The organism is Moritella sp. JT01, from assembly GCF_001574435.1.
GTDB lineage: Bacteria > Pseudomonadota > Gammaproteobacteria > Enterobacterales > Moritellaceae > Moritella.
This window is the reverse complement of record NZ_LOCN01000022.1, coordinates 1-19,316: the sequence shown is the minus strand read 5'-3', so window position 1 is coordinate 19,316 and position 19,316 is coordinate 1. Positions and strand designations below refer to the sequence as shown.

The following is a 19,316-nucleotide window of genomic DNA, read 5'->3' as shown; positions in this document are numbered from 1 at the left end:
ATTATGACGATTTCTCTACTTTAGAGGTGATTTTTGTGAAACGTTTACTGATTAATTCAATCGGTAATTTACACAATAAAACACCTGCAGTTAGTATTACCATCATGATTAATGATTCGTGGCTAATTGTTCTGCCATTGATTGCACTGTCTAGGCCAAGCGCGATAACGGGGAACACCAGAAAACAGATTGATGCTTGAAACGGACTAGCCACTTTATTTAATTGGAAGTAAGCCATGATGCCGCCAATACCTGCAATAACACCAAGATAAATAACCGATAACCAAGATGTTGATGTGAATGTGCTAAAGTCAGGTTGTTCTGTGAATGCACCAACAGTCAATAATAGTACTGCAGCAACCAGACACGGTAGTGCATTGTAAGTCAGTACGTGAATACCCTGACAACGCGTTTGGACACTGGTATAAATCGTCGCGTGCATTAATACGGCTAGCACTAATGCACCAACACCGATTAGGCTGCCATTTGCACTCACACCCATCTCATTACTAATAATTGTAATTAAGCTAAACAGAGCAATGGCGAGACCTGCTACTTGGTGAATGTGTACTTTTTGGCGATGTACTAATACGGCGAACGCTAATACTACAACCGGCATAGTGGCAAAAATAATGGATGCTAAGCCTGACGAAATATATTGCTCACCAAAAATCATTAAGGTAAATGGTGCTGCAAAATAAAACACGCTGATTAACGCAAATTCAAGATTTTTACCTTTTGGGAACATCAGCGGAATATTGAGCTTGCGAGCAGCTAAAATTAATAGCGGTGCAGCCAATGCAAAACGTAATCCAGTTGCAGTGATCGGTGGAATTGAATGAACTGCAATTTCCATAGCCATCCAGGTTGTACCCCAGATCAAACATACAGATGCAAATAATAATGTGGCGACGAGTTTTGTATTCATAAGGCTATCTCTATATCAGTGCAGGAATATTTAATACGATAATTATATTGCTTTTAAGCGGAAATATGATTTCATATATGCTGCTAATATTGGCTTTAAAGGAAAGGATTTACTCCATTATGTTAGATTCGAAGGATAAATTGATTTTAGACATACTGCAGCGCGATGCATCTTTGTCAGTGGCTGAGCTCGCGGATAAGGTGAGTTTAACGGTATCGCCTTGCTGGAAGCGGTTAAAACGGTTAGAGGATAGCGGTTATATCTTACGTCGAGTGGCATTATTAAATGAGCAAAAACTCGGCCTCGCACTCACTGCCTTTGTTAATATCAAAACCCAAAATCACAGTGATAGTTGGTTTAAAAAGTTTGTCGTGAGTGTCGATGGCTTTGCAGAAGTGACCGAGTTTTACCGTATGGCTGGCGAATACGATTACATGATGAAGGTGTTGGTGAAAGATATGGCTGCATTTGATGTATTTTATAAACGATTAGTGAATTGCGTCGATGGATTAACAGATGTCACCTCTTCCTTTGCGATGGAAGGGTTGAAAAATACGACGCAATTACCGATTTATTAATATTTATAATAAAGAGCCCTTAATCGCGCGATCCACATTATTATAATTTAAGCAGGTCTGCAGCTATTTTTTTTGCGCTATGGGGCGGTGCAAATGCCGCTACATATTGTCCTTCTGGATTAACTAAATACAGTCGAGAAGAGTGATTAATTAAATAACTCTCACGCTGATCTTCTGGTATTGGACTACTATAAGGCACTGAGACATATTGACCATTATTCGCTAAAAACGTTTTTTGATAAATAACCCCAAAACCAGCGACTAATTTATCAATCTCACTCGTCGCGCCTGTTATCCCCATAAAGTCATCGTTATAAAAATGCGCGTAGGTTGTCAGCATTTCATTACTATCTCGCTGTGGGTCGACCGAGATAAACACCACTTGTGGCATGACTTTACCAGCGTCAGTCATGATACTAGCTACATGGTTGAGGTTGTACAGCTCTGTAGGGCAAATGTCTGGGCAGCTGGCATAACCAAAGAAAACCAATGACCATTTACCTTTAAATAAGGCCTTAGTGTATTCTTGATTATCGCCGAGTACGAAATCTGGCAAGGTGATTTGCTTAGGTTGTGCGTAAGCCGTCGTGAATGTCGGCAAACTTGATTGCTGCATATTATTGGCAACTATAGCGCCGAACGCACTAAGGCCGATAATACCCGCAGCGATTATAGCCTTAGATTTTTTCATTCGTTGATCCCTTGTCGAAACTAATTATGTTTCATGTTCGTGTGGTCCATTTTGTTATGGTCCATCTTACTGTGATCCATTTTTGTCTTACTGTTATCACGTTTCACAGGCATTTTTACGTTAATCTTTTCACCGTTTAATAAAGTAAACGATACATTGACCAATTCACCCGGTGCAGCGATCTTACTTGGTTCTAATAACATCACATGATAGCTACCCGGTTTAAACTGAAAAACAGTATTTGCAGGAATAGTTACTTGCTGCTGTTTTTGCATTGTCATCATGCCATCTTTTTTACCTGATAAATGCAGTTCGCTACGGCCAAAACCTTGCGCTTCAACATCTGTGATCACGATCGGTTTATTACTGTGATTCATCACCGTGAAAAAAGCGGCTTGTACTTTTGCTGATGGTGGCGCTGCACGCACCCACGCATCCATGATCATCATGTTAGTTTTTTCCGCAGCAAACGTCGGTGCTGCAGAAAGAATCGCAGTCGCGATAAGTGTGGTGATTATTGATTTTTGCATTTGTTCATCCTGAATTAATGAGTCGTGGTGGTAAATTGAAAAGGGATTAAATAAGGCTGACCAGCAACCGTGACGGTTAAGTCTGCTTGCCACAGCATTTCACCCAATATACAGATCGCGAGTGCTGTTTCTGCTTGGTATTTATCTTTCTTTATGGCCTTTAGCGACGTCGGAAATCCGGGCATGGTCATATTCACACCGTTTATGCTTATACTGGCATTATCAATTTTTGTGCCATTTAAATTAACGGATAAAGGCGTCATTGGTTTTGCATTGAATGGCGTGATCGACAGCGAGATAGTTTGATCTGGCGTTAACTGCACCTGACATTCTTGCTGATTTACACGACAGTCTTGTTGTAGTGGGAATTGAATGCGGTTGAGATCCTGTTGTGGCTGATAGAACACGTTGAAATAACCGACTGCGGCGATAGAGATAATACTCACACCAGCTGTTAACCATTTAGACATGGAGAAAGACTCTTATACTTAGTATTAGATTCGAAAAAGGGCATTCGCTTTATAATAAAACGATGAATAACATAATATTACTTTAATTTTTAATACAGATAAACCGTGAATAGAGTAAAACGCAAGTTAACACTTGTTTTGAGGATATTTAAAAGGTGGGTCGATGACTGCTTAGAGGTAAGGCTATGCCGCTAATATATATTAGCGGCATAGCCTGTATTAATGCGGACTCGTATCTATCCTTCATTTTTGTTGTTTTTTATTATCTTATAATGTGTTTGTACCAGTCCTGACGGATAGGATTTCGAGGATAATAGCGTCACTCCCAGTTCTGGCAGAGGTGCATTAAATAAACGTATGCCATTACCGAGTAAAATAGGAATGGTAGATAAAATTAATTCATCAACTAAATCTAGCCGTAATAAAGAATCTGCTAAGTTAGCGCCACCAAGTAACCAAATATTACCTTTAGAACTGGCTTTTAATTGTTTGATCGTTGCTGCCGGGTCGGTAATAAAGGTGACGCTATCATTCGGGGTAATATCGGGTGAGTGAGAGGCGACAAAGCATTGCTTATCGGCATAAGGCCAATCGGCAAAGTCTTTAATCACCTGAAAAGAACTGTTCCCCATGATCACGGCACTGACACCATCGAAAAATTGTTGGTAGCCGTAATCTTCACCTTTTACTTCTACATGTGAGAGCCATGAGATGTCATGGTCCATTTTGGCTATGTAACCATCAAGGCTAGTAGCTATATACAAAATAACGTTCGACATAATCATCGCTCCCGGTTGAATGCAAATTAATTCATTAATGTGTCTAGTTCTGTTTGAGAAGGGGCAAACCAATATGATCCTGTTACAGCATCTGAATAATCAATTAATCTGTCTGTGACTCCGTCAGGTATTCCATACATACGTTGTAGCTGAGTCGTAAAGCGTAATTGTTCACATGCGAATGCTAAAAAGTATAGTCCGTGTTCGGATGCGTTACCATAAGGCGAGCTACGACGATATATCTTCATGCCCGATACATCGGTGCGGCTGACGTGTGAATTAGCTGGCATAGCATCGCCGGATAACTCGATATCGTCTTCTTTAGTACGACCGACAACCGCTTCTTGTTCTGGTACTGGCATTGCATTGAAGCTACTTAAGTCATGTACCCACTTTTGTGACAATACAAAGCTACCGCCTGCACCTGATTGCCCCTCTGGGATCAGCGAGGCTAATTGGCGCGCATCTTTTTTTGGATTTGCGGTACCATCAACGAAACCAATTAAATCGCGATTCTTATGGTATTGGAAACCGGAAATATCCAGTTGGGTATCGGCAATTTTACTTAGCGCCGATTGGATATGAAATGCTTGCTCTAAGGTATGGCTGGCGTTGTCGCTGTGGATCCAAAACATCACATCACCTTGGCTGGCAATAGCTTTTTTTCCGTGTGGACTCGCTATCTCGGTAAAATCGTCAAATGCAGTGAGTTGTAAATCAGGTAATAGCGTATTCGTGGCACTACGACCAAAGGCAATCACGATGTTAATGTCATTCGTTTGTTTGCATAGTGCTGTTCGCAGTGCACTTTGAATATTGGCTAAGTAAACATCGTCTTTAAATTTGTATTCTAAATGATGGTAGCTTTGGCTGTGTTCGTTAAAAATAGCGTTCTGTGGTTGGGTCATGCCAACTCCTTTTAATGCATAACCAATCTAATCGATTAGATTGGTTACATAATAATTAATTAAATAGCGTGTGTAGCTTGAGATAGCCACTGTAAATCAGCACCGGTTAACAATGGTGATAATGCGTCACGTACTTGAGCGTGATAAGTATTGATCCAGTTTACTTCGTCTTGTGAGAGTAGTTGTTGATCTATCAGATGCAAATCAAAAGGAACCAGTGTTAATGTTTCAAATTCGTAGAATGTCTTGCCATCATGGCCATTATCTTTAGCAACAACATAAATTAGGTTTTCACAACGGATACCGTATTCATCTTGTTTGTAGTAACCCGGCTCATTGGATACCACCATACCCGGTTCTAATGCTACGCCGTTAGAATTTTTACCAATACGGTGTGGACCTTCGTGTACATTCAAGAAACAACCTACACCATGCCCAGTACCGTGGTCATAATCATAACCTTGTTGCCATAAGAATTGACGCGCGAGTGAATCCAGTTGTCCACCGTTAGTGCCTGCTGGGAATTTCATTTTCGCCAGTGCGATATGGCCTTTTAATACCAAGGTGAACATTTTCTTATGCTCAGCACTCGGTGTACCAATGGCAACAGTACGGGTAATATCGGTTGTACCATCAAGGTATTGAGCGCCTGAATCGAACAGGTAAATACTGTCCATTGGGAGTTGTGCTGGCACGCCATTATTATGATTGTAGTGACACATAGCGGCATTACCACCTGCTGCTGAAATAGTATCAAAACTTAATTCAACGAAGTTCTCATTCGATGCGCGGAAACTTGTCAGCTTGTCAGAAAGGTAACCTTCATCATGCAAACGCCCTGCGGCAACTTCTGTTTCTAGCCAATGAAGAAAGCGTACTTCTGAAGCGCCGTCACGAATATGTGAGGTACGCATACCTGCAAGTTCAACTGCGTTTTTACAGGCTTTTGGTAATGCCACTGGATCATTGCCTGCAATGAGAGTCGCACCAGCTTGCTGTGCGGTTAGCTGGCTGAATGCATTTGATGCTTCAGGATCTGCTAATACATGTAATTGCTGTTCTCCGAGCGCTTGGTAAGTTGCAGTTGCCTGTGATTCATCAACAATCTTAACACCAGCGCCAACGTGTTCGTGAAAACCCGCGGGGATCTTCGATGGATTGGTGAAGAATGTCATTGAACCATCTTTACGTAATACCGCACTGCCTAAGATCACACAGAAGCAATGAATGTCTTTACCACGGATATTCAATAACCAAGCAATAGAATCTAACGCGCTGATAATAACGGCATCAGCACCTTGCTTCTCAATATCGGCACCAATCTGTTGGCGTTTTTCTAAACTTGATTGGCCTGTGTATTGCTCATCGAGTAACAGGCCTAAATTTTCTGTTGGTATGGGTCTATCTGACCAGCTCAAATCAACAGGGTTTTCATCGACTGCCACTAAGTTTATTTGTTTATCTGCTAAGATTTTTTTACTGGCGTTATGCCAATTTAAATTATGTACTTTGGCGTCATAACCGATATTTGCATTGGCGGGTAATTGTTCACTTAACCAAGTAACATGTGGTGTTTCGATAAGATGATAAAACTCAAAGCAATCGCCATTAACTTGCTGCTTAACTTGAATCGTATAACGACCATCGGTAAAAATGGCGGCGCGATCTTTTAAGATTATTACCGTGCCTGCTGAGCCGGTAAAGTCACTGCACCATAATAGGCGTTCATTATGTGCTGGTACGTATTCGCCAAGGTACTCATCTGCGCGCGGAACAATAAATGCGTCTAAGTTTGCTGCATTCATATGGGTACGTATTGCTGCTAATTTCTGTTCTATTGTTTGAGGCATCTTGCTGTCCGGTTCGTCATGTTACCTGACGCACTACTCTGCGTTTTATAGGGTCATGTTCTGGTTATAGAAAGAGAGAATATTGAAACATTAACCTGTTAGGCTTTAGATATGCAAGAGGAGGTAATGGGGATTGTGATACTTTCAGTAATTAAACCGTGATTAAGTCATTATTACGGTTTAATTTAACTCAGCTGGTGGTTGATTTTATTTATCAGCCACCAAGCGTCACAATTATTTCGCTGTTACGGCACGACGTTTTTTACGCCAGTTAATTTGTTGGAGGACGAGTCCGATGATAATTGTTACTAAGCCGACGAAGGTTGAGGGATGAATTTCTTCCCCAACAATGGCACTTAACAAAAACAGCGATATAAACGGCGAAATAAAGATAAGGTTACTTACCTGTGCGGTATTGGTGGCTAATTTAATGGCCATTAACCACAGTACAAATGAAATTCCCATTTCAAATAAACCGATATAAATTGCCCCTAAAATTCCTTCTACAGAATTAAAATTAAAGTCGGAAAGTAATGCGGTTGCGACTAAGGTAAAGGGTAAACTTAATAAAAAACCGAGTAATAAACTGACAATTGGATCATTGTTATTCTTCGCATTTATGATCCAATAACTTGCCCAAATCAAGGTGCTTAATAATGCCAATGCCACCCCAAGTGGGCTTTCGAAATTTAGCCCTAACAGGTCACCCTTAGTGGCAATTATTAATGCACCGGTATAGCTGAATAAGATCGCAACCCAGTCTTTTTTTCGGATCTTTTGGCCTAAAAAAGGCACTGATAATAATGTGAGGGTGATTGCCCACGTGTAATTTAATGCCTGGGCTTGTGATGCGGGCAGTAAGTCATAGGCTTTAAATAACACTAAATAATAGAGAAACGGATTAATCACCCCTAGTGTTAAATAGAATAGCGGTTGTTTGACAAAGTATTGCTTGATTAGGTGTAATTTTTTTTGTTGATAAGTAATTCCCAGTAGTAAAACGATACTGGTTAATGAGGCAATCAAAACCATTTGAATTGGCGCAAAATGGCTAAGGGTAATTTTAAATGCGGAGGCCACTGTGGACCAGAGTAACACTGTTATTAAGCCGAACAGCATGGCTTTTTTTTGATTTTTCATTTGCACCAATTTCGGGGGGTAGGTTAAGGCGTATTGGCAGTGTAATCGGCAAGTTTATTCAGATCTAGTGTTTCATGCGGGATAACTTATATTCAAATAGTTAAATTGTGGCTTAAAGCAATAAAACACGCTCAAGCCACTACTTTTTTAATGTGAAAACGCTAAAACACCGAGTCTAAAATGCGTATTCTTCGGCAACTTCAGTGAGTTTATCGGCAACCGTTAATAGGTTGTGTGCTGACTGGGTGGCTCCTGTGGCAACCGCGCGTGCCGAGTCAGCTCCCGCTGATACATTACTGACATTACGTTCAATTTCCTCTGCTGCGAGACTTTGTTCTTCAATCGCACTGGCTATTTGGTTATTGAGTGAAACGATCTTATCGACTGACAAAGTAATAGCTTCAAAGGTATTTGAGGCTTCTTTGGCTTGCATCACCCCCATGTTGGCTTGCTCTCGACCTATTGCCATCACTTTTACTGATTCTTTAGCGCCAGCTTGTACGCGCTCAATCATCACTTGGATCTCATTGGTTGATTGTTGTGTACGGCTTGCTAGCGTTCTCACCTCATCTGCTACCACGGCAAAACCTCGGCCTTGCTCTCCGGCTCGGGCCGCTTCAATCGCGGCATTTAATGCCAGTAAGTTGGTTTGTTCGGCAATACTCTTGATCACTTCCACTACACCGCCAATATCGGCGCAATGATTTTCCAATTTCTGAATCGTATCACTCGATGTTTGTACCTCTGAAGCAATGGCATTAATGGCGATGATTGTTTGATCTACAACTTGTTTACCTTCTAATACTGCACGCTCAGCATCATGCGTTGCACTGGTGGCATCATTGGCATTAATGGCCATCTCCGTTGATGTGGCCGCCATTAGTTTTATTGCCGCCGCTATTTGGTGAGTTTCCGTTTGTTGTGCGGTGATGGTGGTTTCTGCTGAATTGGTTTTATCTTTAATGTCCTGGACTGAACTATGCACATCAACGGCACTGCTATTGAGTTGCTTGACTAACGTGCGCATGCCATCAATGGTGCTATTGAAGTGTTGGGCAATAATAGCCAGTTCGTCATTGCTGACAATCTTCACGTTTTGCGAAAGGTCGCCATTTGATACATTCTGCGCTACTTGACTGATACTACGTATGGTTTCGGTTAGAGAAATATAAATACTTAATAAGATCACCATGCAAACCACAAATAAGGTGATCAATATCGCGTAAAAAATATTTAGCTCGCTATTTTGTTCACTGAGTCGGACTGTTATTTCAGTACCGAGCGTATTAAAGGCGACTTGATACAAATCATTGGTTTTTACTCGTAACTCTTCACCTAAACGATAAAGCGTATTTGGGTCAATTTTGATCTCGGCTGATACGGTATTTATTAACTGGCGGTCGAGAAGATCTTCGAGTGTCGCCATGGTGGTTTTGATCTGTTCAAATGGCGTGGCTAAGATGTTGTGATAATCGGGGTTAATTGCCACTAATGCTTGCACATCATTATCGGTTGCTGAAAAAATAATATTAAGTTGATCAATTCGGCGGCTTAAATCATTGAAGCTGGTGGCTGTAAACGCGGCAAACGCTGCCGTCTCAGCTGCTTTGTCACTCACTTGATAAGAGAAGTCGATAAGTCTTGGCAACTGACTTTGGGTTAAATTAATCAGGTAATAGCTACTGAGGTGTGAATCAAATAATAATTTACTTTCGCTGTTGATCTCACGGGTACCGATACGCAAGTTTTCTAACATTAAATCGATAGCGTAGAAAATCTCTTCTGGTAATAGGAAGTCACTGTCTGCTTTGAGTTGTTGCCAATCGGTCGTGATCTTATCAAACGCCGATAATTGTAATCCTGTTGCCGCCGTATAAGAGCGGTAATATTGATTGAAGGTATTTTCTGCGAGCACTTGTGCTTGTTGTATTTTGTCATCTCCAGGTTCGAGTTCTGCGACTTCCAAGCTTAACAGATGGCGAAAATCAATTAACTTATTGGCGACTTCTGGTAGGGCTTTTAATAATTGATAGCCTTGCAGCTCAGATTCCGCAGATGCGATATCTTTTTGTGTTTGCGAGATGATTTTAAATGAGAAAAATACAATCGGTGTGGCAAGAAGTAAGATCACTAAACCAAACTTTTTCTGAAATGATAATCGGCTAATCAGGTAGGTGACTGGCTGCAATAATGTGCCCATAAAAATATCCTTATCAATATGGTGAGAAAGTGGTGAGCCTGCGAAGTATGGTTAAGTGGCTAATGCTAACGTATGAATAATATATCGGCTTGTTAACTGAATGTTAAGTATTTTGTGTGCGTATTTAACAAGGAAGGCGTCGTTTCGTGATCTCTATAGCGAGATGGGAATATTATTGAAATGAAAGTGGAAAAGTTGGTGCGCATATCAACTATATACACACCAGAATATGCGCTAGATCTAGCGCATGGTAACGAACTCTTCTGAGCCAGTTGGATGGATAGCAACAACGCTATCGAAATCCGCTTTGGTTGCGCCCATCTTCATCGCGACACCAAAACCTTGGATCATTTCGTCAGCAGCAAAGCCAATGCCGTGTAGACCTACAACGGTTTCTTCTTCACCCGCACAAACCAATTTCATTTTACAAGGCTGACGGTTTGAAGTGATTGCGGTATACATAGCAGTAAAGCCAGATTGGTATACTTTTACGTTTTCTTCGCCGTATTGTGCAATAGCTTCTGCTTCTGTTAGACCGATAGTACCAATCGGAGGGTGGCTAAATACAACAGTAGGGATCAGGTTGTAATCCATTTTCGCCGTTGTTTTACCGTTGAATAGGCGTTCAGATAATTGACGACCCGCTTTAACTGCGACAGGTGTTAGCTCAACACCACCTTCCATAATATCACCCACACAGTAGATACCATCAACATTGGTGTTTTGGTATTCATCTACTTTGATGTAGCCACGGTCATTGGTTTCAACGCCCGTTGCTGCAAGGTTGATCTTGTCTGTTGAAGGATGACGACCGATAGCCCAAATGAGGGTATCAACATTTTGTGATTCGCCATTCTCAAGATGTAAGGTGATAGAGCCATCTGCTTCTTTCACTACTTCTTTTGGTACTGAATTGGTATGTAATTTTGGACCTGTGGTATTCATTACATCAACCAGCGTATCAATCAAAATTGGATCAAAGCTACGCAGTGGAGATTCTTTACGGACAAATAAATGTGTTTCGCTACCAAGACCGTGTAATACACCTGCTAGTTCAACCGCAATATAACCGGCACCGATAACTGCAACGCGTTTTGGTTGTACTGTTAACTCAAAGAAACCATTTGAATCAATACCGTGCTCAGCGCCAGGTACATTCGGAATTGTTGGTGCGCCACCCGTTGCAATCAGGATATGATCGGCGGTGTACGTTTCACCGTTTACGCTTACTGTGTTTTTGTCTACGAAGGTTGCAAAACCTTTTATCACGGTAACCTTATTATTACCCAGTACATTGTCATAAGAGGTGTGAATACGGCCTATATACGCTTCACGTGCCGCAACTAACTTACCCCAATCAAGGCCCTTATTTTCAACATCAAAGCCATAGTCTTTTGCATAAAGGTGCATAGCTTCGGCGATTTGTGCGCCATGCCACATCACTTTTTTCGGTACGCAACCAACATTAACACAAGTACCACCTAGCGCATTTGCTTCGATGATGGCCACTTTTTTACCGTGCATTGCAGCTCTGTTTGCAGATGCAATACCGCCGCTACCACCACCAATGGCAATATAATCAAAATGTTGTGACATATTCTTATAGTCCTTAATTGAGAAGATGAACTTATTATATGACTAAGTTCATCACCTTGTTTTGTTATAAAGTTAATTACACAGTTTAAACTGAATTGAGAGATATTATTAGTAGGTAAAGCCATTCACGGTCATTACTTTTACCTATCGATGCTAAATTTTACGCGTTGAGCGTTTCTCGATATTTACTCACTATACTTGAAATTATCATTTTATAGCCGCATTAACTAATTAATATCATTATAAATAGGATTACTCTATGACTAACCCACTTTTGACTATGACAGGTTTACCCCCGTTCGCGAGTATTAAACCCGAGCACATAGTGCCTGCTGTAACGCAAGCAATTGCTGATTGTGAAGCGGTTATTGCTAACGTATTAGCGAATGAAGATACTGTCACTTGGGCTAATTTGGTTGCGCCTTTAGAAGAAAGTGATGATCGGTTAGGACGTGTTTGGTCGCCTATTGGCCACTTAAATGCAGTGGTGAGCTGTGATGAATTACGTGAAGCCCATGATGCTTGTTTACCTTTACTGTCAGAGTACCAGACCAAGGTTGGTCAGAATCAAGCTTTGTTTTTAGCGTATCAGCGTTTACATGACGGTAGTGAGTTTGCAACATTATCGACAGCACAGCAAAAAGTGATCACCAATGCCTTACGTGATTTTAGATTGTCAGGTATTGATTTACAAGATGATGATAAACAGCGTTATGGTGAGATCACTAAACGTTTATCACAACTGACATCAACATTTAGTAACAATGTTATGGATGCTACTTTAGGTTGGCAGAAAGAGATTACTGACGAAGCATTACTTATTGGCTTGCCTGAATCAGCGAAAGCAGCAGCCAAAGCAGCAGCAGAAAGTAAATCATTAACAGGTTATCTATTTACTTTAGACTTCCCAAGTTATTTACCCGTGATGATGTATTCTGAGAATAGAGAGTTACGTCGTGAAGTGTACGAAGCATTCTGTACTCGAGCATCAGATGTAGGTCCAAATGCAGGAAAGTGGGATAACTCGGCGATAATGAATGAAATTATTGCACTGCGTCATGAACTTGCTGAATTACTTGGTTTTGCACATTTTGCAGAAAAGTCACTCGCCACCAAAATGGCAGAAACACCAGCCCAAGTGATAGAATTTTTAACTGACCTTGCCGATAAATCAGTTTCACAAGCAGAAGTTGAATTAGCAGAAATTCAAGCATTCGCCAAAGATAACTTTATGGCACAAGCGCTAGAAGCCTGGGATCTAACATTTTATGCTGAAAAATTAAAACAAGCTAAATACACCATTTCTGATGAAGAGCTACGTCCATACTTCCCTGAAGATCGCGTTGTCAAAGGCATGTTCGAAGTGGTTAAGCGTTTATTTGGCCTAAATATTATCGAAGAGCTTGGCGTAGAGTCTTGGCATAAAGATGTGCGTTTCTTTGAGATCTTTGATGACGAGGGCGAGTTGCGCGGTAGTTTCTATCTTGATCTGTATGCACGTGAACATAAACGCGGCGGGGCTTGGATGAACGATTGCTTAACGCACCGTATCAAAGCAGATGGTGAACTGCAAAAGCCAGTTGCTTACTTAACGTGTAACTTTAATAAACCGATTGGTGATAAACCTGCGCTATTTACCCATAACGAAGTGACTACTTTATTCCATGAGTTTGGTCATGGTTTGCATCACATGCTAACAAAAGTAATCCCGGCGGCTGTATCAGGTATTAATGGTGTACCTTGGGACGCGGTAGAACTACCAAGTCAGTTTATGGAAAACTGGTGTTGGCAAGAAGAGGCGCTTGCGTTTATCTCGGGTCATCATGAAACAGATGAGCCTCTACCACAAGCTATGTTAGATAAGCTATTAGCCGCTAAGAATTTTAATTCTGCGATGGGCATGTTACGTCAAATTGAGTTTGGTTTATTCGACTTTCGCATGCACATGGAATATAACCCTGCGCAAGGTTCAAATATTCAATCGGTATTAAACTCGGTAAGAGAAAAAGTATCTGTATTACCGGCGCCAGAATTTAATCGTTTCCAAAATGGTTTTTCGCATATTTTTGCTGGTGGTTACGCGGCGGGTTATTACAGCTATAAATGGGCTGAGGTATTATCCGCTGACGCCTTTTCACGTTTTGAAGAAGAAGGTATTTTTAATGCCGAAACGGGTCGTGACTTTATGAATTGTGTGCTTGAACGTGGGGGTAGTGATACGCCAATGTCATTATTTGTGCAGTTCCGTGGGCGTAAACCGAGTACATATGCGTTATTAAATCATTCAGGAATTAATTAATACAATGGATAACTGGCGATAACTGCTGAGTTGTAGCGGTTATCGTTTAGTTTTGATTTTAAAATAGTGGTAAATTGTGTATTATCTTGGCGTGATATTTACCACTTTATTTTTAGTGCTATGGTATTACCATAGTTGTAAATAATCTGTGGTGATAATTGAAGGGATATCAATCTACTGTAGTTAAACTAACTGAATTTCTGGACAAGGATGTATGATTGATACACTCACGCTTAGTGACATAAACATTGATGCGACACCATTATGTGCGACAAACCATCTGGATTTGTTTCTCACTAATTTAGCCACATTACTGCGTGTTGATACTCTTTATGTTGCGACTGTTTGCCCCGAGTCTTTCGATCTCTCTATGTTGTCTTGTTTACAGCAGGGGGTATTCGTTCCCAATGCTGAGATTGATTTTAAATCGATGCCATGTTTTGCTGCTTATCAACGTGGTTATGCTGAATATGAGCAAGATTTAGCATTACGATTCCCTGACCAAAAATTACTGCAAAAATGGCAAGCACAAGCATATTTAGGTATCCGTTTAAATGATGTATCTGGCCAACCTATTGGTGTGTTATCCGTATTTTTTCCTCGCCAACTTTCTAAACATAAGCTTGAGTTAAATTTAATCCGCTTAGTGTCTAGCTTTTTAGAAAAAGAACTTCAGCTTAAAGAACGTGTTACATTGCCTTCCGCTATAACGACTTTTGACCCACCTGCAGAGTTAAGTGCTTATACATTGTGGCTAGAAGATAACATAGCCAAAGGTCGCTTAAGTAGTTGGAGCTACTTTTTGGAACAGGATAGATTAGTATGTTCTGATTCTGCCGCCAGTATTATTGAAACCGATAATGTAGAACAAATTGATAAACTAGAGGCTTTGTTAGCATTAGTACATAAATCAGATAAAGCTTCTGTATTTCGTGACTTTCAAAATGCTATAGAGTCTAATTCAACGACATCTATACGCAGTATTTTCAATATTAGGACACTACAGGGCAATTCAAAACGTATTCAAAGTGATATTTATCCTATTGTTAATGAGTCAGGCCTGGTGTATCGCCTAGATTGCATTAGTAAAGATATCACCGCTGAGGAGTTAACGAAAAAAAGGGCATCTGCGCAAGAGCGTATTCTTGAAACTGTTTTAGCGACAACGCCAGTAGGGTTAATCAAACTAAATGCGAAGCGTGAAATTAAATGGGTGAATAAGCAAGCATGTAAGATGTTTGGTTATGAATTGGAAGATTTTCATCGTTTACGTGAAAAGGGTGTACTGAATACCAGTAGCCTGAATTTATATTTTGATGAAGATATAGAGCAGTTTGAAGAATATTATCAAGAAATATATGCCAACAAACGTAATAATTTTACGCTTAATACACGTTATCGCCATCGTAACGGTAGTATCTTATGGACAAAGTTAACCGTCACGGCAGTTAAGGATGACGTTAATAACATTCAATATTTTATTAATACTATTCAAGATCTCACCGAAGAGCAAGATAACAGACAACGCCTATCCATTATTGAAAGTATGTATAAACATAGTGCTGAAGGCATTATGTTGTGTGGTTCCAATGGAAAGATTATTGATGTTAACCCTGCTTTTGAAGTAATCACAGGCTATAGCGCCGAAGATGCGATAGGGCATACACATGATCTATTGCGTTCTGGCGTTCATGATGAAGCTTTCTATAATGGCATCTCTGAAGCATTGTTAAATAATAATGAGTGGAAAGGTGTTATCTGGAGCCGTAATCGAGCGGGTGAGATATTTGCGCAACAAGTGACGCTTTCGAGTATTAAAGAAGGTGGTAGACTTAAATATTTCTTTGCTGTTTTTACTGATGTGACAGAAGAGAAGAAAACAGATCAACAGATTATCAGCCAGTCTAATTTTGATACGCTAACTGGTTTGCCTAATCGTCAGTATTTTAGTGCTGAAATTCGTCAAGTTATCGATAGATCAGCTAAACATGGGCAAAAATTTGCGATCCTCTATATTGATATTGATGACTTTAAATCGGTCAATAATTCAGAAGATTTTATGGCCGGTGATCGCCTACTGCAAGAGACTGCAGAGCGATTAAAATACCGAAGTAGAGAAAATGATTTTCTTGCCCGAATTGATGGTGATGAATTTGCATTTATCATTCCTGAAGTGGTGAATAAACGTCAAGCCGAAGTATATGCTAAACAGTTACAAGGTGTTTTTGCGCAAGCTTATCAACTCTCAAATCAGCAGCGTTATGTGACAGCATCGGTCGGTATTACCATGTACCCTGAAGATGGGGTATCGGTCGAAGCGTTAATGCAAAGTGCAGAACAAGCGATATTTGAAGCAAAGCGTAAAGGTCGTAATCAATGCGTTACGTTTACGCAAGAGTTAAGTGATGCCGCGATACTTAAGCATCAAACGGTTGTTGAGTTAGCGGATGCCATAAAACGTGGCAGTCTTGATGTGTACTATCAACCTATAGTTGATAATGTCACGGGTAAAATTGATAAGGTAGAAGCTTTAGTTCGTTGGAATCATCAAGATAGAGGCTTTATCTCACCAGCGGAGTTTATCCCTCTGGCTGAAGAAGGCGGTCTCATTCAAGGTTTAGGGGAATATGTATTAGATCAGGCGTGCTGTGACCTGAAAATTTTGCATGAAGCCGGTTATCCTTATATTGAAATGAGTGTGAACCGTTCTAGTCTCGAATTTAAGACTGTAGACATGCAAGTATCAGAATGGCTCAAAGTAATTTCTTCACATAACTTACCTTATAGTTCGGTGACCATGGAGATAACGGAAAGTTTACTGATGGATATGGACGGTCAGTATATGCAACGTATTAATGCTTTAAAAAGTGCTGGTGTTAAAATTGCGATTGATGATTTCGGTACGGGTTATTCATCACTAAACTATTTACGCAGCTTGCCTGCTGATATCGTTAAAATTGACCGTAGTTTCATTATTAATATTCCTGAGAACCAGCAAGATAATTTACTACTCGATGGTATTATTACTATTGTCCATAATCTGGGGATGAAAGTCGTTACTGAGGGCGTTGAAACAAAAGCGCAATTGAATTACCTACAAGAGAAAAAATGTGATTACTCACAGGGTTTCTTATTATGCCGTCCGATACCACTGCATGAGCTATTAGAATTTCTCTCTAAAAATGAAAGTGTTTTTTAATTCACACTTTCTATCTTCCTCTAATCATCAACTGAATTTAGGTTGTATTCGTATTTTTTGCTAATATAGGCAATCTAACTTGAATAATTACACCTAACCTTATCAGGTATACATGAACAGCATACAAATAATCACAACAGATTCACTCTTTTCTGAACATATAGCAGGACTTGCCAAACAGTGGGATTTTTCTCTTGAGCCTGTGGCTGATGCTCAATTCCAATTAGTATATTCGGATAAGGGACTTGAATTATTTAAACTTGATGAGCCGAAGCTAGGTTCTGTATATGTTGATTTTGCTGGTGGAGCTGTTAATCACCGTCGTAAATTTGGTGGTGGTAAAGGGCAAGCAATTGCAAAAGCCGTGGGCTTAAAGTCGGGAGTAACACCATCTGTCGTTGATGGCACGGCAGGGTTAGGGCGAGATGCATTTGTGCTGGCATCATTAGGTTGTCATGTCACTATGTTAGAACGCTCGCCAATTGTTGCGGCATTACTGGAAGATGGTTTAAAAAGAGCCGTTGAAGATGCAGAGATCGGTGGCTGGATTGGAACAAGGCTAAAATTGGTCTTTGCATCAAGCCTATCGAAATTAGAAGGTTTGGGCATTACTCCTGATGTGGTTTATCTTGACCCTATGTATCCACATAAGAAGAAATCGGCACTGGTGAAAAAAGAGATGCGCGTTTTTCAATCTTTAGTTGGAGCCGATTTAGATGCGGATGGTCTGTTTGAACCTGCTATGCGCGTAGCGACGAAGCGTGTTGTTGTTAAACGTCCTGATTATGCGGAATATATAGCAAACGTTGAACCGAGCATGGCAATTGAAACTAAGAAAAATCGCTTTGATGTTTATGTTAAACAAGCGATGAAGTAATTACCTTAATGTATTTGTGTAGTTATTAATATCGGTTAGATATTTTATTTTAATATAATATCTGGAATCCGGTTCAAGGTTTTTAATGTTTAACTATGCTAACGTTGCCTCCCAAATGGGCTTAGCTATAGGCGAGGGATAGTTGTGCTACTTGAACTAGATAATATTGAGAATGAATTGACAAGTTCAAATACATTTACGGATGAAGATCACCGTATTTTAAGATCTTATGATGGTGTTATTGAAGGTATTGCTACTTTATTTGGTAAGCAATGTGAAGTGATCTTACATTCATTAGAAAGCGTAGACCGTTCTGTGATTAAAATTGAGAATGGTTTTAATACAGGTCGTGTTGAAGGTTCTCCGATCACTGATTTAGCATTAAAAATGCTACAAGATATATCAGCACAAAATAAGCAATGTTCTAAAGCTTATTTTACACAGACAAAAGATGGTCAAATGATGCGTTCGATGACGATCGCAATCAAAAACCGTTCAGAAAGAACAATTGGCTTAATTTGTATCAACATTAATATTGGTGCGTCGTTTATTGATTTTGTTCAGGAGTTATTACCTACGCCTGAGACAAGAGAAACTGAGTTGTCTTCTGAAAACTTCGCAACGACAGTTGAAGAATTGGTTGATCGTTCTGTAGAAGAAACTATTGCTGATATTAACAATCGAACTGATATTGCCAATAATGCTAAAAATAAGCACATTGTAATCTCACTTCACCAACAAGGTATTTTTGATATTAAAGATGCAATTAATATGGTTGCGGAAAAATTGAATATTTCAAAACATACCGTGTACTTATATATACGTCAAATCAAGTCCGATGAAGCCGAGCTGTAAATAAGTTAATTATTTAAGCTGCTTATATCTAGATATATGAATGTGTAAGTAACTAAGAAGGTGATTATTGTATGAATAATCACTTTTCCTTTCGAACTAACTCAGTTACCCCACACTTAATGCACGTCATATGCATGATTATCGTACAGTCCAATCTATCTAGTTAATTACGGTATATAAAACTTGCCAAGTGAGTCTAGATCTCTATAATGCGACCTCACTGACACGGCAACAGCCGTTCGGTAAGGTGTTTAAAATAACTTCGGTTACTTTCTAAACGTCCTGAATAAAGCATGAATATGTGCTTGACTTCAAATCTGGTTTGCGTAGAATACGCAGCCTGACTACGACGCAAGGCGTCAAGGTCAATGCTCTTTAACAATTTATTCAAGCAATCTGTGTGAGCACTTGCAGAG

General features: G+C 40.1%; 16 protein-coding genes. 5 read left to right on the top strand and 11 right to left on the bottom strand.

From position 1 onward, the window contains the following. Window position 1: 1 nt before the first annotated feature. Window positions 2-928: a DMT family transporter gene (locus tag AKG98_RS16380; RefSeq protein WP_067048299.1), complete on the bottom strand. Its 927-nt coding sequence runs from the start codon at window positions 926-928 to the stop codon at window positions 2-4. A gap of 119 nt (window positions 929-1,047) precedes the next feature. Between AKG98_RS16380 and AKG98_RS16375 the strand changes: the two genes are divergently transcribed. Then, window positions 1,048-1,506, top strand: a complete 459-nt coding sequence (locus AKG98_RS16375; RefSeq protein ID WP_067048297.1) for an Lrp/AsnC family transcriptional regulator — start codon at window positions 1,048-1,050, stop codon at window positions 1,504-1,506. Window positions 1,507-1,546: 40 nt separating this feature from the next. Here the strand turns inward: AKG98_RS16375 and AKG98_RS16370 are convergent, their stop codons facing one another. The 9 genes from AKG98_RS16370 to gorA form a co-directional block, all read right to left on the bottom strand. Then, window positions 1,547-2,197 (bottom strand): SCO family protein, encoded by a 651-nt coding sequence (locus AKG98_RS16370; protein WP_067048295.1) that lies wholly within the window; start codon window positions 2,195-2,197, stop codon window positions 1,547-1,549. A 20-nt stretch (window positions 2,198-2,217) separates the two neighbouring features. Beyond that, window positions 2,218-2,727 (bottom strand): copper chaperone PCu(A)C, encoded by a 510-nt coding sequence (locus tag AKG98_RS16365; protein WP_067048293.1) that lies wholly within the window; start codon window positions 2,725-2,727, stop codon window positions 2,218-2,220. Window positions 2,728-2,741: 14 nt separating this feature from the next. Beyond that, on the bottom strand, window positions 2,742-3,197 hold the full coding sequence (locus tag AKG98_RS16360; protein ID WP_067048291.1) for a hypothetical protein: 456 nt from the start codon (window positions 3,195-3,197) through the stop codon (window positions 2,742-2,744). A gap of 236 nt (window positions 3,198-3,433) precedes the next feature. After that, window positions 3,434-3,976: a dihydrofolate reductase family protein gene (locus AKG98_RS16355; RefSeq protein ID WP_067048289.1), complete on the bottom strand. Its 543-nt coding sequence runs from the start codon at window positions 3,974-3,976 to the stop codon at window positions 3,434-3,436. Between the two features lie 26 nt (window positions 3,977-4,002). Continuing rightward, window positions 4,003-4,884: a Dyp-type peroxidase gene (locus AKG98_RS16350; RefSeq protein WP_067048287.1), complete on the bottom strand. Its 882-nt coding sequence runs from the start codon at window positions 4,882-4,884 to the stop codon at window positions 4,003-4,005. A 59-nt stretch (window positions 4,885-4,943) separates the two neighbouring features. Beyond that, window positions 4,944-6,734 carry an aminopeptidase P family protein gene (locus AKG98_RS16345; RefSeq protein WP_067048285.1) on the bottom strand — a complete coding sequence of 597 codons (1,791 nt, stop codon included), beginning with the start codon at window positions 6,732-6,734 and terminating at the stop codon, window positions 4,944-4,946. Between the two features lie 234 nt (window positions 6,735-6,968). Then, window positions 6,969-7,874, bottom strand: a complete 906-nt coding sequence (locus AKG98_RS16340; protein ID WP_067048283.1) for a DMT family transporter — start codon at window positions 7,872-7,874, stop codon at window positions 6,969-6,971. Window positions 7,875-8,049: 175 nt separating this feature from the next. Beyond that, window positions 8,050-10,074, bottom strand: coding sequence for a methyl-accepting chemotaxis protein (locus AKG98_RS16335; RefSeq protein ID WP_067048281.1), 2,025 nt, complete (start codon window positions 10,072-10,074; stop codon window positions 8,050-8,052). Between the two features lie 240 nt (window positions 10,075-10,314). Then, window positions 10,315-11,670 (bottom strand): glutathione-disulfide reductase, encoded by a 1,356-nt coding sequence (gene gorA / locus AKG98_RS16330; protein ID WP_067048278.1) that lies wholly within the window; start codon window positions 11,668-11,670, stop codon window positions 10,315-10,317. A gap of 259 nt (window positions 11,671-11,929) precedes the next feature. On the opposite strand from gorA, the gene prlC reads away from it, so the two are divergent. The 4 genes from prlC (at window position 11,930) to AKG98_RS16310 (ending at window position 18,900) form a co-directional block, all read left to right on the top strand. Further along, a complete protein-coding gene (gene prlC, locus AKG98_RS16325; protein ID WP_067048276.1) occupies window positions 11,930-13,969 on the top strand; it encodes an oligopeptidase A in 2,040 nt (679 codons plus the stop codon). Window positions 13,970-14,183: 214 nt separating this feature from the next. Then, complete coding sequence (locus tag AKG98_RS16320) at window positions 14,184-17,168, top strand: bifunctional diguanylate cyclase/phosphodiesterase (protein ID WP_067048275.1); 2,985 nt, start codon at window positions 14,184-14,186, stop codon at window positions 17,166-17,168. A gap of 112 nt (window positions 17,169-17,280) precedes the next feature. Beyond that, window positions 17,281-18,045 carry a class I SAM-dependent methyltransferase gene (locus AKG98_RS16315; RefSeq protein ID WP_067048274.1) on the top strand — a complete coding sequence of 255 codons (765 nt, stop codon included), beginning with the start codon at window positions 17,281-17,283 and terminating at the stop codon, window positions 18,043-18,045. 144 nt (window positions 18,046-18,189) lie between these two features. Continuing rightward, window positions 18,190-18,900: a transcriptional regulator gene (locus AKG98_RS16310; protein WP_067048273.1), complete on the top strand. Its 711-nt coding sequence runs from the start codon at window positions 18,190-18,192 to the stop codon at window positions 18,898-18,900. Between the two features lie 217 nt (window positions 18,901-19,117). Here AKG98_RS16310 and AKG98_RS22735 read toward each other — a convergent pair. Further along, a partial coding sequence (locus AKG98_RS22735; RefSeq protein WP_228140338.1) for a hypothetical protein occupies window positions 19,118-19,316 on the bottom strand: 199 nt, incomplete at its 5' end.

Excerpts from the sequence above, each read along its gene's own strand:
- AKG98_RS16380 (WP_067048299.1), bottom strand. The coding sequence starts at position 928 with ATGAATACAAAACTCGTCGCCACATTATTATTTGCATCTGTATGTTTG.
- AKG98_RS16375 (WP_067048297.1), top strand. The coding sequence starts at position 1,048 with ATGTTAGATTCGAAGGATAAATTGATTTTAGACATACTGCAGCGCGAT.
- AKG98_RS16370 (WP_067048295.1), bottom strand. The coding sequence starts at position 2,197 with ATGAAAAAATCTAAGGCTATAATCGCTGCGGGTATTATCGGCCTTAGT.
- AKG98_RS16365 (WP_067048293.1), bottom strand. The coding sequence starts at position 2,727 with ATGCAAAAATCAATAATCACCACACTTATCGCGACTGCGATTCTTTCT.
- AKG98_RS16360 (WP_067048291.1), bottom strand. The coding sequence starts at position 3,197 with ATGTCTAAATGGTTAACAGCTGGTGTGAGTATTATCTCTATCGCCGCA.
- AKG98_RS16355 (WP_067048289.1), bottom strand. The coding sequence starts at position 3,976 with ATGTCGAACGTTATTTTGTATATAGCTACTAGCCTTGATGGTTACATA.
- AKG98_RS16350 (WP_067048287.1), bottom strand. The coding sequence starts at position 4,884 with ATGACCCAACCACAGAACGCTATTTTTAACGAACACAGCCAAAGCTAC.
- AKG98_RS16345 (WP_067048285.1), bottom strand. The coding sequence starts at position 6,734 with ATGCCTCAAACAATAGAACAGAAATTAGCAGCAATACGTACCCATATG.
- AKG98_RS16340 (WP_067048283.1), bottom strand. The coding sequence starts at position 7,874 with ATGAAAAATCAAAAAAAAGCCATGCTGTTCGGCTTAATAACAGTGTTA.
- AKG98_RS16335 (WP_067048281.1), bottom strand. The coding sequence starts at position 10,074 with ATGGGCACATTATTGCAGCCAGTCACCTACCTGATTAGCCGATTATCA.
- gorA (WP_067048278.1), bottom strand. The coding sequence starts at position 11,670 with ATGTCACAACATTTTGATTATATTGCCATTGGTGGTGGTAGCGGCGGT.
- prlC (WP_067048276.1), top strand. The coding sequence starts at position 11,930 with ATGACTAACCCACTTTTGACTATGACAGGTTTACCCCCGTTCGCGAGT.
- AKG98_RS16320 (WP_067048275.1), top strand. The coding sequence starts at position 14,184 with ATGATTGATACACTCACGCTTAGTGACATAAACATTGATGCGACACCA.
- AKG98_RS16315 (WP_067048274.1), top strand. The coding sequence starts at position 17,281 with ATGAACAGCATACAAATAATCACAACAGATTCACTCTTTTCTGAACAT.